The 15,869-nt window shown below is 72.2% G+C and carries 12 protein-coding genes; 9 read left to right on the plus strand and 3 right to left on the minus strand.

All coding sequences use genetic code 11. The annotated features are described in order from the left end of the window. The gene (gene tesB, locus OG766_RS12340) at positions 1-876 is read left to right on the plus strand and encodes an acyl-CoA thioesterase II (protein WP_266374028.1); all 876 of its coding nucleotides are present in this window, start codon (positions 1-3) and stop codon (positions 874-876) included. 141 nt (positions 877-1,017) lie between these two features. Here the strand turns inward: tesB and OG766_RS12345 are convergent, their stop codons facing one another. Continuing rightward, positions 1,018-3,900 (minus strand): BTAD domain-containing putative transcriptional regulator, encoded by a 2,883-nt coding sequence (locus tag OG766_RS12345; RefSeq protein WP_328725312.1) that lies wholly within the window; start codon positions 3,898-3,900, stop codon positions 1,018-1,020. Between the two features lie 186 nt (positions 3,901-4,086). Between OG766_RS12345 and OG766_RS12350 the strand changes: the two genes are divergently transcribed. After that, complete coding sequence (locus OG766_RS12350; protein WP_328725313.1) at positions 4,087-5,133, plus strand: class I SAM-dependent methyltransferase; 1,047 nt, start codon at positions 4,087-4,089, stop codon at positions 5,131-5,133. Positions 5,134-5,203: 70 nt separating this feature from the next. Then, positions 5,204-6,295, plus strand: a complete 1,092-nt coding sequence (locus tag OG766_RS12355) for a cation diffusion facilitator family transporter (RefSeq protein WP_328725314.1) — start codon at positions 5,204-5,206, stop codon at positions 6,293-6,295. 97 nt (positions 6,296-6,392) lie between these two features. Here the strand turns inward: OG766_RS12355 and OG766_RS12360 are convergent, their stop codons facing one another. Then, a complete protein-coding gene (locus tag OG766_RS12360) occupies positions 6,393-7,172 on the minus strand; it encodes a phosphatase (RefSeq protein WP_266374018.1) in 780 nt (259 codons plus the stop codon). A 71-nt stretch (positions 7,173-7,243) separates the two neighbouring features. Further along, positions 7,244-7,837, minus strand: coding sequence for an SACE_7040 family transcriptional regulator (locus OG766_RS12365; RefSeq protein WP_266374016.1), 594 nt, complete (start codon positions 7,835-7,837; stop codon positions 7,244-7,246). Between the two features lie 99 nt (positions 7,838-7,936). On the opposite strand from OG766_RS12365, the gene OG766_RS12370 reads away from it, so the two are divergent. The 6 genes from OG766_RS12370 (at position 7,937) to OG766_RS12395 (ending at position 15,786) form a co-directional block, all read left to right on the plus strand. Further along, complete coding sequence (locus OG766_RS12370; protein WP_266374014.1) at positions 7,937-9,580, plus strand: carboxyl transferase domain-containing protein; 1,644 nt, start codon at positions 7,937-7,939, stop codon at positions 9,578-9,580. Positions 9,581-9,609: 29 nt separating this feature from the next. Next, positions 9,610-11,595: an acetyl/propionyl/methylcrotonyl-CoA carboxylase subunit alpha gene (locus tag OG766_RS12375; RefSeq protein WP_266374012.1), complete on the plus strand. Its 1,986-nt coding sequence runs from the start codon at positions 9,610-9,612 to the stop codon at positions 11,593-11,595. Positions 11,596-11,621: 26 nt separating this feature from the next. Continuing rightward, positions 11,622-12,557, plus strand: coding sequence for a hydroxymethylglutaryl-CoA lyase (locus tag OG766_RS12380; RefSeq protein WP_423247177.1), 936 nt, complete (start codon positions 11,622-11,624; stop codon positions 12,555-12,557). 2 nt (positions 12,558-12,559) lie between these two features. Continuing rightward, positions 12,560-13,726 carry an acyl-CoA dehydrogenase family protein gene (locus OG766_RS12385; protein ID WP_266374010.1) on the plus strand — a complete coding sequence of 389 codons (1,167 nt, stop codon included), beginning with the start codon at positions 12,560-12,562 and terminating at the stop codon, positions 13,724-13,726. A 168-nt stretch (positions 13,727-13,894) separates the two neighbouring features. Continuing rightward, positions 13,895-14,935, plus strand: a complete 1,041-nt coding sequence (locus OG766_RS12390) for an ABC transporter substrate-binding protein (RefSeq protein ID WP_266374007.1) — start codon at positions 13,895-13,897, stop codon at positions 14,933-14,935. 2 nt (positions 14,936-14,937) lie between these two features. After that, entirely contained in the window at positions 14,938-15,786 is an 849-nt protein-coding gene (locus tag OG766_RS12395; protein WP_266374004.1) for a siderophore-interacting protein, read from the plus strand. The last annotated feature ends 83 nt before the right edge of the window (positions 15,787-15,869 follow it).

Genomic DNA, 15,869 nt, shown 5'->3' on the forward strand with positions numbered 1-15,869 from the left:
GTGACGAAGGCGCTCGACGACCTGCTCGATCTGCTCGACCTGGAGCAGATCGAGCAGGACTACTTCCGGGGCCGCTCGCGGTCGGCGATCGTGCCCCGGGTCTTCGGCGGACAGGTCGCGGCCCAGGCGCTCGTCGCCGCGGGCCGCACCGTCCCCGACGACCGCACGGCCCACTCCCTGCACGCGTACTTCCTGCGCATGGGCGACCCCGGTGCCCCGATCGTCTACACGGTCGACCGCATCCGTGACGGCCGCTCCTTCACGACCCGCCGGGTCGTCGCCGTCCAGCACGGCCAGCCGATCTTCCATCTCTCGGCGTCCTTCCAGACGTACGAGGAGGGGCTCGACCACCAGGCGCCGATGCCGGCCGCCCCGGACCCGGACACCCTGCCGACGGCGGAGCAGACCCTGCCTCGCTACGTGGACAGGTTCGTGCACCCCAGCGTCGTGGACCGGATGCTGGAGGCCCGGGCTGCCGTCGATCTGCGGTACGTGGACGCTCCTCCGTACGCCAGCGTCGGCGAGCCCCGCGAGCCGCGTTCGCAGGTGTGGTTCCGCACGAACGGCGAGCTCGCGGACGACCCCCTGCTGCACGTCTGCCTCGCGACCTACGTCTCGGACATGACCCTGCTCGACTCGGTACTGCTGGCCCACGGGCGCGGCGGCTGGGCGGTCGGCGATGTCGTGGGAGCGTCGCTGGACCACGCGATGTGGTTCCACCGGCCGTTCCGCGCCGACCAATGGCTGCTGTACGACCAGGAGTCGCCCAGCGCGCACGGCGGGCGGGGCCTCGGCCAGGCCCGTATCTACACCCAGGACGGGCAGCTGGCGATCTCGGTGATCCAGGAGGGCGTGGTCCGCGTCCCGCACGACTAGGGCTTGTTCGCCGGTCCGCCGCTCCGCCGGTCCGCCGGTCCGCCGCTCCGCCGGTCCGCCGGTCCGCCGGTCCGCCGGTCCGCCGGTGGTCTCGTACCGGCGCGCGGTCTCGTACGGACATGCCTCTCGTGCCGCCGGCTCTCAGGCCCGGGCCAGGTGCCGTTCGATCGCCCGGCGCGCGGTCTCCAGGACCGCGGCACGGCCGGGGGCCCGGGTCGCGGGAGCGGTCACGCCCGCCGGGTGCGGTGAGGAAGGCCCGTCGTCGCGTGGGCCGTTCACGACGGGCGCGTCGGGAGCCAGGCCGGCCGCCGCGTCGATGAGCGTGGCCGGTTCTTCGTCGCCGAGCCGGCGCAGCAGCTCGGCGAGGTTGCGCAGGGTCGTCCACAGATGCGTCCAGTTGCCGGTGCGGGCGAAGTAGTCGATGACGTCGCGGTAGCCGGCGAGCGCCTCGTGGACACGGCCCGTGGACGCGCGCACCGACTGGAGCCCGACGGTGGCGACGCCGACGAGGAAGGTGGCGCCCGATTTCCTGGCCAGGTCGATGGCACGGACGTAGTTCCGCTCGGCCCGCTCGCCCTGGCCCGCGAGGCTGTCGATCTCCCCGGCGACGTACGCGCCCCAGGAGAGCATCGAGGGCGACACCGCGGCGGCCAGCCCCCGGTCGTTCAGTGTCCGCGCCCCGTCGAGATCGCCCGCGTAGGCCTTCGCGAGGGCGGCGATCCCCAGGCACTCCCGGTGCGGGCCGACGAGCGCGGCCGCGGCGAGGGCGTGCTCGACCACGTCGCCGTAGGCGCCGCGGGCGAGGTCGGCCACCGAGAGCACCAGCAGACAGCGCCCCGACCCGACGCTGTCCGTCGTCGTCTCCAGTCCTCTGCGGGCGAGCCGGTCCGCCTTGCGGTAGTCACCGCGGTGGTAGGCGGCCTCCGCCGCGGTTCCCAGTACGGCGGTCGCACGCGGGTGTGCGGCGAGCGCCCGGTCGTCGGCGAGTTCCTCCGCCCAGGCCCGGATCTCGACGAGGTCGCGGTAGGTGATCGCGTCGTACAGCGCGACGATCATCGCCGAGGCGTCGTCCAGGGACCCCCGGCCGCGCGCCAGCCGCCACGCCGCCCGCAGGTTCGGCAGCTCGCGGCGCAGGACGGCATCGGCCTCGGGCTCCCGCTCGGTGGTCATGGCCGTGGCGATCCACGAGGTCAGCTCGACGGCCCAGCGCAGCATGCGCTCCGCGGCGGCCTCGTCCTCGCCGGCGGCGGCCAGCCGGTCCTGCCCGAACGCCCGCAGCGTGTCGAGCATGCGGTAGCGGGTGGCTCCCTCGAAGGAGGCGTCGAGCACGGAGGCGTCGACGAGGCGGGCCAGTGTGCTTCCGGGGTCGTTCTCCAGGCCCAGTTCGGCGGCCAGCCGCTCGGCGGTGTCGAGGTCGACGCCGTCGGCGAAGACCGACAGCTGCCGGAACAGCCGCCGTTCGTCCTCCGTGAGGAGCCGGTACGACCAGTCGATGGTCGCCCGCAGCGTCCGGTGCCTGGCGTCCGCGACGGTGCTGCCGCCGCCGAGCAGGTCGAGCGCGCGGTCCAGGCGGTCGCGCAGATCGGTGAGGGAGAACGTGGAGAGCCGGCCGGCCGCGAGCTCGATGGCCAGCGGCATCCCGTCGAGCCGGTGCACGATGTCGGCGACCGTACGCAGCTCCGCGGGCGTCGGCGGCGGCCCGGGGCGAACCCGTCGGGCCCGGTCCAGGAAGAGCGCGGCGGACGGCACCTGGGAGGGGTCCTGGTCGGGGTGCGGCAGTGGGAGCGGTGCCAGCCGCCAGACGTACTCCCCGGGCAGGCCGAGGGGTTCGCGGCTGGTGGCGAGCACCGAGATCCCCGGGCAGGAGGCGAGCAGCACGTCCACCGTGTCCCGGACACCGTCGAGCAGGTGCTCGCAGTTGTCGATGAGCAACAGGCCGGGGGTGTCGCCCAGCAGGGCGACACAGGCGGAGAGCACGTCGCCCTGGTCGGTCTTGAGGTTCAGGGCCGCCGTCAGCGCGTACGGAATGGCGGCGGGATCGGTGACCGGTGCGAGCAGCAGCACGGTCGCCGCGCCGCTGTGTCGGGCGACCTCCTGGGCGACGCGGGTCTTGCCGACGCCGCCCGGCCCGACGAGTGTGATGAGCCGCTCGGCCGCCAGCAGCCGGTGCAGGGAGGCGACCTGCGCGTCGCGGCCGATCAGTGCGGTGGCCGGCCGGGCGCTCTCCCCGGGCCGGGCGGACATCCGGCCGCCGCCCCCGCTGATGATGTCGCGTTCGAGCTCGTCCAGTGCGGGTGAGGGGTCGAGGCCGGTCTCGTCGGCCAGCCGGCGCCGGTAGTCGCGTCCGATGCGCAGCGCCTCCGGTGCCTGCCCGGCCGCCGCCCGCGCCCGCATGTCCAGGAGGACCGCGGGCTCCCGCAGCGGGTCGGCCGCCGAGGACGCGGCGGCGAGGCCCAACACCTCCTCGGCCCGTCCTGCGTCGACGGCGCTCGCGACCAGCGCGTCGGTCACCTCGTGGCGCAGCTGCGCGTACTCCTCGACCGCGGCGGCGATGGGCGCGACGTCGGTGAGGTCCGCGAGAACCGGGCCACGCCACAGTCCGTGCGCCTCCTGGAGCAGGCGGAGCGCACCGGAAGGGTCCAGCCGAACCGTCGTACGGGCCGTGGCGAGCAGCGCCCGCGCCTGTGCCGCGTCCAGTTCGTCGTGGCCGAGCGCCAGCCGGTAGCCGTCGTGGCACGTCTCGAGCCGGGCAGCCGCCGGGCCGAGGTGCCCGCGCAGCCGGGACACATGGTTGTGCAGGGCCTGCCGCCCCGATTCCGGTACCTCCGACGGCCACAGCGCGTCGAGGAGGCGGTCGACGGTCACGATCCGACCCTCGGCGAGCGCGAGCAGCGCGAGCACCGCCCGCCTCTTGGTGCCGGGTACGTCCACCGGAGCGCCGTCGACGAGCAGCCGCAGCGGCCCGAGCACTTCCGCCCGGACCGACGACGGCGGCGGTGGCGGTGGCTGACGACCGGCTGCCATGGCTTCCCTCGTGTCCCGCATGTCCTGTGACCATGGTCCGCGACGGCGACGGACTCAGCCTCTCAGCGCGGCGACCGCTCGTGCGAGGGCCCTGACAGCTCGTGCGAGGGCCGTGACAGGTCTCCGGCCGAGGCTTGCTGCCGTGACCGGAACGAGCCGGTCCGGCGGCAGGGAAGGAGCCCGGTGATGGACCACGACAAGGTGAAGGAGTTCCTCGGGCGGTTCGTGGCGGACCTGGGCGCGGCCGGCGCCGCCGGATCGGTGGTGATCGGTCACCGGCTCGGCCTCTACCGCGCGCTCGCCCAGGGCGCGGCGACGCCTGAGCAGTTCGCCGAGCGCACCGGTTGCCACGTGCGCTATCTGACCGAGTGGCTGCGCGGACAGGCCGCGGGCGGGTACGTGAGCTACGACCCGGCGACGGAGGCGTTCTCGCTGACCGAGGAGCAGGCGTTCTGCCTGGCCGACCCCGACGGCCCGGACGTGTCGGCGGCGTTCCTCGTCGTGCTCGGCTATCTGCGCGCCGAGCCGCGCATCACCGAGGCCTTCCGTACCGGCGAGGGTGTCGCCTGGCACGAACACGACGAGGACGTCTTCGTCGGCTGTGACGCGTTCTACCGGCCCGGCTACGTGGCCGAGCTGATCCCGAACTGGATCCCGGCGCTGGACGGCGTCGACGAGAAGCTGACCGCCGGGGCCCGCGTAGCCGACCTCGGCTGCGGCCTCGGCTCCTCGTCACTGCTCCTCGCCGAGGCGTACCCCCGCACCTCCGTCGTCGGCTCGGACTACCACGCCGAGTCGATCGAGCGGGCGCGCAAGAAGGCCGCGGAAGCCGGGAGCGGCGACCGGGTCTCCTTCGAGGTGGCGAGCGCGCAGACCTTCTCGGGCACGGACTACGACCTGGTCATGATGTTCGACTGCCTGCACGACTTGGGCGATCCGCTCGGCGCCGCCCGGAGGGTGCGTCAGGCGCTGGCGCCGGACGGCACATGGCTGCTGGTGGAGCCGTACGCCTCCGACGAGGTCGAGGAGAACTTCAACCCGGTCGGTCGGCTGTACTACAGCGGCTCCACGTTCCTGTGCGTGCCCAACGGGCTCTCCCAGCCGGGCGGCCGCGCCCTGGGCGCGCAGGCCGGCGAGGCCGCGGTCCGCCAGGTGATGGCCGACGCCGGCTTCACCCGGTTCCATCGCGCCGCCCGGACCGCGTTCAACCTGGTGTACGAGATCCGGCCGTGAGCCTCCGGGTGGCGCGGGCATGGGGAACCACGCCCGCGCGGCCCGGACACAACGGACATACGCTCCCTTCATGGCGAGCGACAAGATCACCGGCGGCGGCCCGGAGGGACCGGGCGGTCCCGTCGGTCCGCCCGGCGGCCCCGTCGGTGAGCCGGCCGACGCCCCCGTACCGCCGCCGGAGCGGATCGAGCCCGGGGAGGTGCCGGATAGCACCTTCACGGTGATCGTCGCGGGGCTGGCGAATCTCGGCATCGCGGTGGCGAAGGCCGTCGCCGGCGTGATCAGCGGTTCGAGCGCGATGCTGTCCGAGGCCGCGCACTCGGTCGCGGACACCGTCACGGAAGTGCTGCTGCTGACCGCGCTCAAGCGGAGCGCGAAGCCGGCCGACGAGGAGCATCCGCTCGGGTACGGGCCCGAGCGGTACATCTGGGCGATGCTCGCGTCCGTCGCCACGTTCGTCGGCGGCGCGGTCTTCTCCGTCTACGACGGCGTCCACACCCTCGCGCAGGGCGAGGAGCTGGGCGATCCGCTGCCCTCGTACATCGTGCTCGCCGTCGCCGCCGTGCTGGAGGGCTACTCGCTGCGGACCGGTGTACGGCAGATCCGCGGGGAGGCGGCACGCTTCGGCACGCCCGCGCGGCGCTATCTGCGCTACACCCCGGACACCGCGGTCAAGTCCGTGGTGATGGAGGACGCCGCGGGGCTGAGCGGTCTGCTGCTCGCGGCGGGCGGTCTGGCCGGGGCGCAGCTCACGGGCTCCTCCGTCTGGGACGGCATCGCCTCGATCCTCATCGGGCTGCTGCTGGTGTACGTCGCCTGGGTGCTGGGCCGCAGCAACGCCCAGCTGCTGATCGGGCGCCCGCTGCCGCCGTCGATGAGGGACGCGGTGCACGAGGAGCTGCTCACCGTGCCGCACGTCGTCGAGGTGCTGGAGCTGACCACGCTGATCCAGGGCCCCACCGAGATCCTGATCGCCGCGAAGGTGAACTTCCGGGACGTCGCCTCGGCCGAGCAGGTCGAGTGGGCCTGCGAGGACGCCGAGGAACAGCTGCGCCAGCGCTTCCCGGCGATCCGCAGGGTGTACCTGGACGCGACACCGGGGGTGCACCAGGTACGGCCGGCGGGTGTGCACGACGCGCGGCCGCCCGACGGGGGCCGGTGAACCGTCCGAAGTCGGAGAAGGCCCGTGAACCGTCCCGAAGTCGGAGAAGGCCCGTGAACCGTCCCGGGGTCGGAGACGGCCGGTGAACCGTCCGAGGTCAGAGAAGGCCCGCGGCGTCCAGGAGGTAGGCCGTCAGCGGGTCGTAGAAGCGCGGGTCCGTGACGTGGTCGTCCAGCGGGACGGTGACCTGGAGGGTGCCCTCCGCCTCGGCGATGAACAGCGCCGGGTCGTTGCAGTCGGCGTATCCGACGGCGTCGATGCCCCGCTGGCCCGCGCAGCCCGCCCATCCGTGGTCGGCGACCACGAGGTCCGGCCGGGGCCGGCCCTCCCGCTCCAGTCCGTCGAGGATCGCGGCCATCGGCTCCGGGGAGTGGGTGTGCCAGAGCGTCGCGCCGCGCTCCAGCATCGCGACATCGGCGAACTGGAAGACCATGCCCTCGTCCGCCATGAGCCCGGACGGGATCCGGACGATCTCGCAGCCCGCGGATCTGAGCGCGTCCGCCGTCTGCCGGTGCACGTCGAGAAGCCCGCCCGGGTGACCGGTCGCGAAGAGCACCGACTCCCGTCCCGCGGCGGCCTCCTTCAGCCGTGCCCCCATCCGGTCCAGCGCGTCGACGGTCAGCTCCGGGTCGATGGTGTCCTGCCCGAACCGGTACTGCGGATCGTCGTTGACCCCGCAGCGCTCGGCCATGACGGCCAGTACGTCCTGCTCGTCGCTCCAGCGGTCGCCGAGCTCCAGGCCGAGCCAGTAGTGGCGGTCCCCGTTGGCGAGCTTGCGGTAGTGGGAGAGGTTGTTGTCGCGTGGGGTGGCGACGTCTCCGGCGATACGTGTGCGGACGAGGTGGTCGACGAGGGCGGCACGGTTCGGTATCGGCATGTGCCCATTGTGCCGTCCGGTGTGCGGAGCGTGCTCGGCGTCCCGCTGGCCGGACGGCCGTCGCGGCCGTTTCACGCCGACAGCGACGCGAACGCCCCGTGGGCCAGCTTGCGCAGCAGCACCTCCATGGCGGCACGGCCCGGCAGGCCGTTCCCGTACGAGCCGAGGTGGGGGGTGGAGTTGAGCAGGCCGAACACGGCGTGGACGGCCGCCCGGACCTGGCCCTCGGCGGCGTCGGGGTGCAGGGTGCGGACCACGTCCACCCACAGCTCGACGTACTGGCGCTGGAGCTGCCGCACGAGCTTGCGGTCGCTGTCGCGCAGCCGGTCCAGCTCGCGGTCGTGCAGGGTGATCAGCGGGCGGTCGTCGAGGGCGAAGTCGATGTGCCCGTCGATGAGCGAGGAGAGCACCTGCTCCGGGACGCCGTCGGCCTCGGCGACCCGGCGCCTGCCGCCGTCCAGCAGCCGGCCGGAGATGCCGACCAGCAGCTCGGCGAGCATCGCGTCCTTGCCGGCGAAGTGCCGGTACAGCCCGGGCCCGCTGATACCCACGGCGGCGCCTATCTCGTCGACGCCGACGCCGTGGAAGCCGCGCTCGGCGAAGAGCCGGGCGGCCTCCTTGAGGATCTGTTCGCGGCGGGTCGGCGCGTCGGTCCTGGTGGTCATGCCATTGATTCTAGACAAGCCAGTTAGCGCTCGTTAACCTGTGGGAAATGGGTTAACGCTCATTAACAAGAACGATGCTCTGACAGGGGGCTCGACACGATGCGGCAGGCACCTGTGCTGACGAGTGCTGGGGGCACCTCCCCGCGAAGCGAGGGGGAGGATCCCGCCTCCGATGCCTGGCAGGCCAACGAGGCGGCACACCACGCCCTGGTCGACACGCTGCGCGCGAAGCTGGCGGCGGCCCGGCTGGGCGGCGGGGAGAGAGCCCGGGCGCGGCACACCGCGCGCGGGAAGCTGCTGCCGCGGGACCGCGTGGACACGCTGCTGGATCCGGGCTCTCCGTTCCTGGAGCTGGCCCCGCTCGCGGCCGACGGGATGTACGACGGGCAGGCCCCGGCCGCCGGGGTGATCGCCGGTATCGGCCGGGTCAGCGGCCGCGAGGTGGTGGTCGTCGCCAATGACGCCACGGTCAAGGGCGGCACGTACTACCCGATGACGGTCAAGAAGCATCTCCGCGCCCAGGAGGTGGCGCTGGAGAATCGGCTGCCGTGCGTCTATCTCGTCGACTCGGGCGGCGCCTTCCTGCCGATGCAGGACGAGGTCTTCCCCGACCGTGAGCACTTCGGCCGCATCTTCTACAACCAGGCACGGCTCTCCGGTGCCCGGATCCCGCAGATCGCGGCGGTGCTCGGCTCCTGCACGGCCGGCGGCGCCTATGTCCCGGCGATGAGCGACGAAGCCGTGATCGTGCGGAACCAGGGGACGATCTTCCTGGGGGGTCCGCCGCTGGTGAAGGCCGCGACGGGCGAGGTCGTCACGGCCGAGGAGCTGGGCGGCGGCGAGGTCCACTCCCGCGTCTCCGGGGTCACGGACCATCTCGCGGAGAACGACGCGCACGCGCTGAGGATCGTGCGGAACATCGTGGCGACCCTGCCGGAGCGCGGCCCGCTCCCCTGGTCGGTGGAGCCCGCCGAGGAGCCCAAGGTCGATCCGTTCGGGCTGTACGGTGCGGTGCCGGTGGATTCCCGCACGCCGTACGACGTCCGGGAGGTCATCGCCCGGATCGTGGACGGCTCGCGGTTCGCCGAGTTCAAGTCCGAGTTCGGCACGACCCTGATCACCGGCTTCGCCCGGATCCACGGCCACCCGGTCGGGATCGTCGCCAACAACGGCATCCTGTTCGCCGAATCCGCCCAGAAGGGCGCGCACTTCATCGAGCTGTGCGACCAGCGCGGGATCCCCCTGCTCTTCCTGCAGAACATCTCGGGATTCATGGTCGGCAAGGACTACGAGGCCGGGGGCATCGCCAAGCACGGCGCGAAGATGGTGACGGCCGTGGCCTGCACCCGCGTGCCGAAGCTGACGGTCGTCGTCGGCGGCTCGTACGGCGCGGGGAACTACTCGATGTGCGGACGGGCCTATTCGCCGCGCTTCCTGTGGATGTGGCCCAACGCCAAGATCTCGGTCATGGGCGGCGAGCAGGCCGCCTCGGTGCTCGCGACCGTCAAGCGCGACCAGATCGAGGGCCGTGGCGAGGCGTGGCCGGCCGAGGAGGAAGAGGCCTTCAAGGCCCCGATCCGCGCCCAGTACGAGCAGCAGGGCAACGCCTATTACGCGACGGCCCGGCTCTGGGACGACGGGGTCATCGACCCGCTGGAGACCCGGCAGGTGCTGGGTCTGGCTCTGACCGCGTGCGCCAACGCCCCGCTGGGTGAGCCCGGCTTCGGCGTCTTCCGGATGTGAGGACTGCTGTGACACTCGAAGGACAGGCAATGTTCGACACTGTTCTGGTCGCCAACCGAGGCGAGATCGCGGTCCGCGTCATCCGTACGCTGCGGGCCCTGGGGGTGCGTTCGGTCGCCGTGTTCAGCGACGCGGACGCCGACGCCCGGCACGTCCGGGAGGCGGACACGGCCGTGCGGCTGGGGCCTGCACCGGCGGCGGAGAGCTATCTCTCGGTCGAGCGGCTCCTCGACGCGGCCCGCCGCAGCGGGGCCCAGGCGGTCCACCCCGGTTACGGCTTCCTCGCGGAGAACGCGGGATTCGCGCAGGCCTGCGCGGACGCCGGCCTGGTCTTCATCGGGCCGCCGGCCGAGGCGATCTCCCTGATGGGCGACAAGATCCGCGCCAAGGAGACCGTGCGGGCCGCCGGAGTGCCCGTCGTGCCGGGCTCCTCGGGCTCAGGTCTCACGGACGACCAACTGGCCGAGGCCGCCCGGGAGATCGGGATGCCGGTGCTGCTGAAGCCCTCGGCGGGCGGCGGCGGCAAGGGCATGCGCCTCACGCGCGTCGAATCGGCGCTGCTGGAGGAGATCGCGGCCGCCCGGCGCGAGGCGCGGGCGTCGTTCGGCGACGACACACTGCTCGTGGAGCGGTGGGTCGAGCGTCCGCGGCACATCGAGATCCAGGTGCTCGCCGATGGACACGGGAACGTGGTGCATCTCGGCGAGCGCGAGTGCTCGCTGCAGCGCCGCCACCAGAAGATCATCGAGGAGGCGCCGTCCGTCCTCCTGGACGAGAAGATCCGCGCGGCGATGGGCGAGGCGGCGGTCCAGGCGGCCCGCTCCTGCGGGTACCGGGGCGCGGGCACGGTCGAGTTCATCGTCCCTGGCGGCGACCCGTCGTCGTACTACTTCATGGAGATGAACACCCGTCTCCAGGTCGAGCACCCGGTGACCGAGCTGGTCGTGTCGATCGCGGGGAGCGGCCTGGACCTGGTGGAGTGGCAGCTGCGGGTCGCGGCGGGCGAGAAGCTCCCCTTCACGCAGGACGACATCAGCCTCACCGGCCACGCCGTCGAGGCCCGTATCTGCGCCGAGGACCCTTCCCGTGGATTCCTCCCCTCCGGCGGCACGGTCCTGTCCCTGCGCGAACCCCAGGGTGACGGTGTCCGCACCGACTCGGGCCTGACCGAGGGCGTGGAGGTCTCCAGCCTCTACGACCCGATGCTGTCGAAGGTCATCGCGTACGGACCCGACCGGGCGACCGCGCTGCGCAGGCTGCGCGCCGCCCTGGCGGACACGGTCATCCTCGGCGTTCCGACGAACGCGGGCTTCCTGCGCCGGCTGCTGGCCCATCCCGCGGTGGTCGCGGGCGACCTGGACACGGGGCTCGTGGAGCGCGAGGTGGACGGGCTGGTCGACACCATCGTGCCGACGGAGGTGTACGAGGCGGCGGCGCTGCTGAGACGCCCGGCGCCTGCCGCAGGCCCGGACGGCTGGGTCGACCCGTTCTCGGTCCCGAGCGGCTGGCGGCTCGGCGGCGAACCGGCCGCGGCGGTGCACCACTTCCGGGTCCCGGGCCACGACCCGGTCGAGGTCCGCTCCCTTGGGGACACCGAGGGCGCCGCACCGGGCGGGAGCACCGTCACCGTCGAACTCGGCGGTGTCAGGCACACCTTCAGCCACGCCACGGCTCCCGGAGGGATCTGGCTCGGCCGGGACGGCGACTCGTGGCACGTCCAGGACCACGATCCGGTCGCGGCGGATCTCGGCGGCGCCGCCCACCAGGGCGCGGACACGCTCGCCGCGCCCATGCCCGGCACCGTCACGGTCGTGAAGGTGGCGGTGGGCGAGGAGGTCGCCGCCGGACAGAGTCTGCTCGTGGTCGAGGCGATGAAGATGGAGCACGTCATCTCCGCCCCGCACGCCGGCACCGTCACCGAGCTGGACGTCACACCGGGCGCCACGGTCGCCATGGACCAGGTGCTCGCTGTCGTCACCCCGCACCAGGACGGCGAGAAGGAGGGTGGGCGATGACCGAGGTACTGGCCCTGGGACTGCCGATGGAGGTGCCCGCCACGGCCCTTCCGCCGCGGGTGCGGATCCATGAGGTCGGGCCCCGGGACGGGCTGCAGAACGAGAAGGAGACCGTCCCGACCGACGTCAAGGCGGAGTTCGTCCACCGGCTCGCCGGTGCCGGGCTGACGACCGTGGAGGCGACCAGCTTCGTCCACCCCCGGTGGGTGCCCCAGCTGGCCGACGCCGAGGAGCTGTTCCCCCGGCTCGCGGACATCGAGGGCGTCGCCCTGCCCGTCCTCGTGCCGAACGAACGCGGACTGGACCGCGCCATCGCCCTCGGTGCGCGCCGGATCGCGGTGTTCGGGTCCGCGACGGAGACCTTCGCGGCCCGCAATCTCAATCGCACGATCGACGAGTCGCTCGCGATGTTCGAGCCGGTCGTGGCCCGCGCCAAGGACGACAAGATCCATGTCCGCGGCTATCTGTCGATGTGCTTCGGCGACCCCTGGGAGGGCAAGGTCCCGGTCCACCAGGTCGTCCGTGTGGCCAAGCGGCTGATGGACCTGGGCTGCGACGAGCTGAGCCTCGGCGACACGATCGGTGTCGCCACCCCGGGCCATGTCCTCTCCCTCCTCGCCGAGCTGAACGAGGAGGGCGTGCCCACCAGCGCCATCGGGGTGCACTTCCACGACACCTACGGCCAGGCGCTGGCCAACACCTTCGCGGCACTGGAGCACGGCGTCACCACCATCGACGCCTCCGCGGGCGGTCTGGGCGGCTGCCCGTACGCGAAGAGCGCCACCGGAAACCTCGCCACCGAAGACCTCGTGTGGATGCTCCACGGCCTCGGCATCGAAACCGGGGTCGACCTCGGCCGGCTCACCGCCACCAGCGTGTGGATGGCCGAGCAGCTGGGCCGTCCCAGCCCCTCCCGCACCGTTCGCGCCCTTGCGGGCACGGCTTCCCACAAGGAGTCCTAGCCATGTCGCTCGACCACCGCCTCACCCCTGAGCACGAGGAACTCCGACGCACCGTCGAGGAGTTCGCCCACGACGTGGTCGCCCCGAAGATCGGCGACTTCTACGAGCGGCACGAGTTCCCGTACGAGATCGTCCGCGAGATGGGCCGGATGGGCCTGTTCGGCCTGCCCTTCCCCGAGGAGTACGGCGGCATGGGCGGCGACTATCTCGCCCTCGGCATCGCCCTGGAGGAGCTGGCCCGTGTCGACTCGTCCGTCGCGATCACCCTGGAGGCCGGGGTGTCGCTGGGCGCCATGCCCCTCCACCTCTTCGGCACCGAGGAGCAGAAGCGCGAGTGGCTGCCCCGGCTGTGCTCCGGTGAGATGCTCGGCGCCTTCGGGCTGACCGAGCCGGACGCCGGTTCCGACGCGGGCGGCACGAAGACCACGGCCGTGCGCGACGAGAAGACCGGCGAGTGGGTGATCAACGGCTCCAAGTGCTTCATCACCAACTCCGGTACGGACATCACGGGCCTGGTCACGGTCACCGCGGTCACCGGCCGCACCTCCGAGGGCAAGCCGCTCATCTCCTCCATCATCGTCCCGTCCGGCACCCCCGGCTTCACCGTCGCCGCCCCGTACTCGAAGGTCGGGTGGAACGCGTCGGACACCCGGGAGTTGTCGTTCTCCGACGTCCGTGTGCCGTTCGCGAACCTGCTGGGCGAGGAGGGCCGTGGCTACGCCCAGTTCCTGCGCATCCTCGACGAGGGCCGGATCGCCATCGCCGCGCTCGCCACGGGCCTGGCCCAGGGCTGTGTGGACGAGTCCGTGAAGTACGCGAAGGAGCGCCACGCCTTCGGCCGCCCGATCGCCGGCAACCAGGCCATCCAGTTCAAGATCGCCGACATGGAGATGCGGGCGCACATGGCGAGGATCGGCTGGCGGGACGCGGCGTCCCGGCTCGTCCTCGGTGAGCCGTTCAAGAAGGAGGCGGCGGTGGCGAAGCTGTACTCCTCGACGGTCGCCGTCGACAACGCGCGTGAGGCCACCCAGATCCACGGCGGATACGGCTTCATGAACGAGTACCCGGTGGCCAGGATGTGGCGGGACTCCAAGATCCTGGAGATCGGCGAGGGCACGAGCGAGGTCCAGCGCATGCTGATCGCAAGGGAGTTGGGCCTGACCGGGTAGTCCGCACCCGGATGCCGCGGCGGCGATCGCCCGGGGACGGTCCCGACCGTTCCCGGGCGGTGATCAGCGTCACGGGGGGCCGCCCATGGACATGATCTGAGGTTAGGCTAACCTACCTTCGACTTGCCCAGAGGCCGCCACACGGCACGCACCGAAAGCGAAACCCTCATGTCCAATGCCCGTGCTTCCCACCTCACCCGCCGCGGCCTGCTCGCCGCGGGCGGCGCCATCGGCCTCGGCGCCGCACTCACCGCCTGCGGCTCCGAGAACAAGAGCGACTCGGCCTCCGACGCGAAGAAGAGCGGCCCCTGGGAGTTCAAGGACGACCGCGGGCAGGTCGCCAAGACGAAGGCCGCCCCCAAGAACATCGTCGCCTTCACCGGCATGGCGGCCGCGCTCCACGACTTCGGCATCGAGGTGAAGGGCGTCTTCGGCCCGACGTACGTCGAGGACAAGGCGAAGGGCACCAAGACGCCGGACGTCCAGGCGGGCGACCTCGACATCAACAAGGTCAAGGTCCTCGGCAACGTGTGGGGCGAGTTCAACGTCGAGCAGTACGCGGCGCTCGCGCCGGACGTGCTGATCACCGACATGTGGGAGAAGAACGCCCTCTGGTACGTGCCGGACCAGTCCAAGGACAAGATCCTCAAGCTGGCCCCGAGCGTCGCCCTGTGGGCCTCGGACTACTCGATGCCGAAGGTCCTGCAGCGCCACGTCGACCTGGCCGAGTCCCTCGGCGCCGACGTCAAGGCCAAGAAGGTCACCGACGCCAAGGCCGCCTTCGAGAAGGCCGCCGCCCGGCTGCGCGCCGCCGCGAAGGCCAAGCCCGAGATCAAGGTGCTCATCGGCTCCGCGAGCGCCGACCTGTTCTACATCTCCACCCCGGCCCGGCCGACCGACACGCTCTACTTCAAGGAGCTCGGCGTCAACTTCGTGACGCCCACCAAGCTCGACGCCGGCGGCTGGTTCGAGGGCCTCAGCTGGGAGAACGTCGACAAGTACAAGGCCGACATCATCATGATGGACAACCGCGCCTCGGCCCTTCAGCCCGACGCCCTGAAGTCCAAGCCGACCTGGGCCCAGCTGCCCGCCGTCAAGGCCGGCCAGGTCATCCCCCGCGTCACCGAGCCGATCTACTCGTACGAGAAGTGCACGCCGATCCTCGAGGACCTGGCGAAGGCCATCGAGAACGCGAAGAAGGTCGCCTGACCATGTCGACAGCCGTGGCCGCCCCGTTCCGTTTCTTCCCCCTTCAGGTCGTACGGACGCGGCGGCTCGGCCCGTCGCTGGTACGCGTCACGTTCGGAGGGGAAGCCCTGAAGGACTTCGCTTCCGGAGGGCGCGATCAGTCCCTGTCGCTCTTCCTGCCGCACCCCGGCCAGGACGAACCGGTCGTGCCGGTCGCCGAGGACGGGGACATGTACGCCACGCTCGGCGCCTGGCGGGCGCTGCCCGACGACGTACGGGCCGTGATGCGCTCGTACTCCGTTCGCGAGCAGCGCCCCGATGCCGGTGAACACGGCGAGGTCGACATCGACTTCGCCGTCCACGAGGACGGCGGCCCGGCCTGCCGGTGGGCGCAGAAAGCTTCCTGCGGAGACCGGGTCACCGTTCTCGGCCCCGCGGTCGCCGACAACACCGCCGTGCGCTTCCGGCTGCCCGAGGACGCCGACTCGGTGCTGATCTGGGCGGACGAGACGGCACTTCCCGCCGCTTCGGCGATCCTGGAGTCGCTGCCCGCCGGGCTCCGCGCACAGGTCTGGCTCGAGGTCCCGCACGCCGGCGACCGGCTGGAGCCCGTGACGGCCGCCGACGCCACCCTCACCTGGCTCGTGCGGGACGCGGGAGCGCCGTCGGCGGTCGAGGCGGTGCGCGCCGCCGAGTTCACCGGCTCGACGCCGTACGCCTGGATCGCGGGCGAGTCCGGCTCCGTCAAGGCGCTGCGGCGGCATCTCGTGAACGAGCGCGAACTCGACCGCCGGCGCGTCACGTTCGTCGGCTACTGGCGCAAGGGCGTCAGCGAGGACGCCCTGCGCGAGGCTCCCGACGACGACGCATAGCGTCCGTCAGCCGGGCCGGGCCGGATCAGCGCGCCCGGGCCGGGCCGGCCGGCGTGCGAGGTCCGGCTCTCAACTGCGCCACC

Origin of the sequence: Streptomyces sp. NBC_00259, assembly GCF_036181745.1 — a bacterium.
In the GTDB taxonomy this organism is placed as follows: domain Bacteria; phylum Actinomycetota; class Actinomycetes; order Streptomycetales; family Streptomycetaceae; genus Streptomyces; species Streptomyces pratisoli.

Excerpts from the sequence above, each read along its gene's own strand:
- OG766_RS12355 (WP_328725314.1), top strand. The coding sequence starts at position 5,204 with ATGGCGAGCGACAAGATCACCGGCGGCGGCCCGGAGGGACCGGGCGGT.
- OG766_RS12380 (WP_423247177.1), top strand. The coding sequence starts at position 11,622 with ATGGAGGTGCCCGCCACGGCCCTTCCGCCGCGGGTGCGGATCCATGAG.
- OG766_RS12395 (WP_266374004.1), top strand. The coding sequence starts at position 14,938 with ATGTCGACAGCCGTGGCCGCCCCGTTCCGTTTCTTCCCCCTTCAGGTC.
- OG766_RS12375 (WP_266374012.1), top strand. The coding sequence starts at position 9,610 with ATGTTCGACACTGTTCTGGTCGCCAACCGAGGCGAGATCGCGGTCCGC.
- OG766_RS12350 (WP_328725313.1), top strand. The coding sequence starts at position 4,087 with ATGGACCACGACAAGGTGAAGGAGTTCCTCGGGCGGTTCGTGGCGGAC.
- OG766_RS12365 (WP_266374016.1), bottom strand. The coding sequence starts at position 7,837 with ATGACCACCAGGACCGACGCGCCGACCCGCCGCGAACAGATCCTCAAG.
- OG766_RS12390 (WP_266374007.1), top strand. The coding sequence starts at position 13,895 with ATGTCCAATGCCCGTGCTTCCCACCTCACCCGCCGCGGCCTGCTCGCC.
- OG766_RS12345 (WP_328725312.1), bottom strand. The coding sequence starts at position 3,900 with ATGGCAGCCGGTCGTCAGCCACCGCCACCGCCGCCGTCGTCGGTCCGG.
- OG766_RS12370 (WP_266374014.1), top strand. The coding sequence starts at position 7,937 with ATGCGGCAGGCACCTGTGCTGACGAGTGCTGGGGGCACCTCCCCGCGA.
- OG766_RS12385 (WP_266374010.1), top strand. The coding sequence starts at position 12,560 with ATGTCGCTCGACCACCGCCTCACCCCTGAGCACGAGGAACTCCGACGC.
- OG766_RS12360 (WP_266374018.1), bottom strand. The coding sequence starts at position 7,172 with ATGCCGATACCGAACCGTGCCGCCCTCGTCGACCACCTCGTCCGCACA.